This window comes from Micrococcus sp. GbtcB5, assembly GCF_019091605.1.
GTDB lineage: Bacteria > Actinomycetota > Actinomycetes > Actinomycetales > Micrococcaceae > Micrococcus > Micrococcus luteus.
Window position 1 is genome coordinate 1 of sequence record NZ_JAGXJK010000648.1, and the last position, 228, is coordinate 228.

1 pseudogene is annotated in these 228 nt (G+C 75.9%); it reads right to left on the bottom strand.

The annotated features are described in order from the left end of the window. Nucleotides 1–228 (bottom strand): annotated as a pseudogene (locus KVS67_RS13825) (trans-aconitate 2-methyltransferase); the annotation flags it as partial.

The following is a 228-nucleotide window of genomic DNA, read 5'->3' on the forward strand; positions in this document are numbered from 1 at the left end:
ATGGGAGGGCTGCTCGTAGGGCCGCGGGATCTGCGCCGCGAACCACGCCCCCGGCGTGAGGTCCCCGAGCCAGCCCCGGATCAGGCGACGGTGCGTCGGGATCCACTGGAGCATCGCGTTGGGCACCACGACGTCCGTCGCCCCCGACGGGCGCCACTGCGAGGCGTCGACCGCCTCGAAGGGCAGGTTGGCGGGGGCACCCGTGCGGGGCGCCTGCTCTCCGGCCCG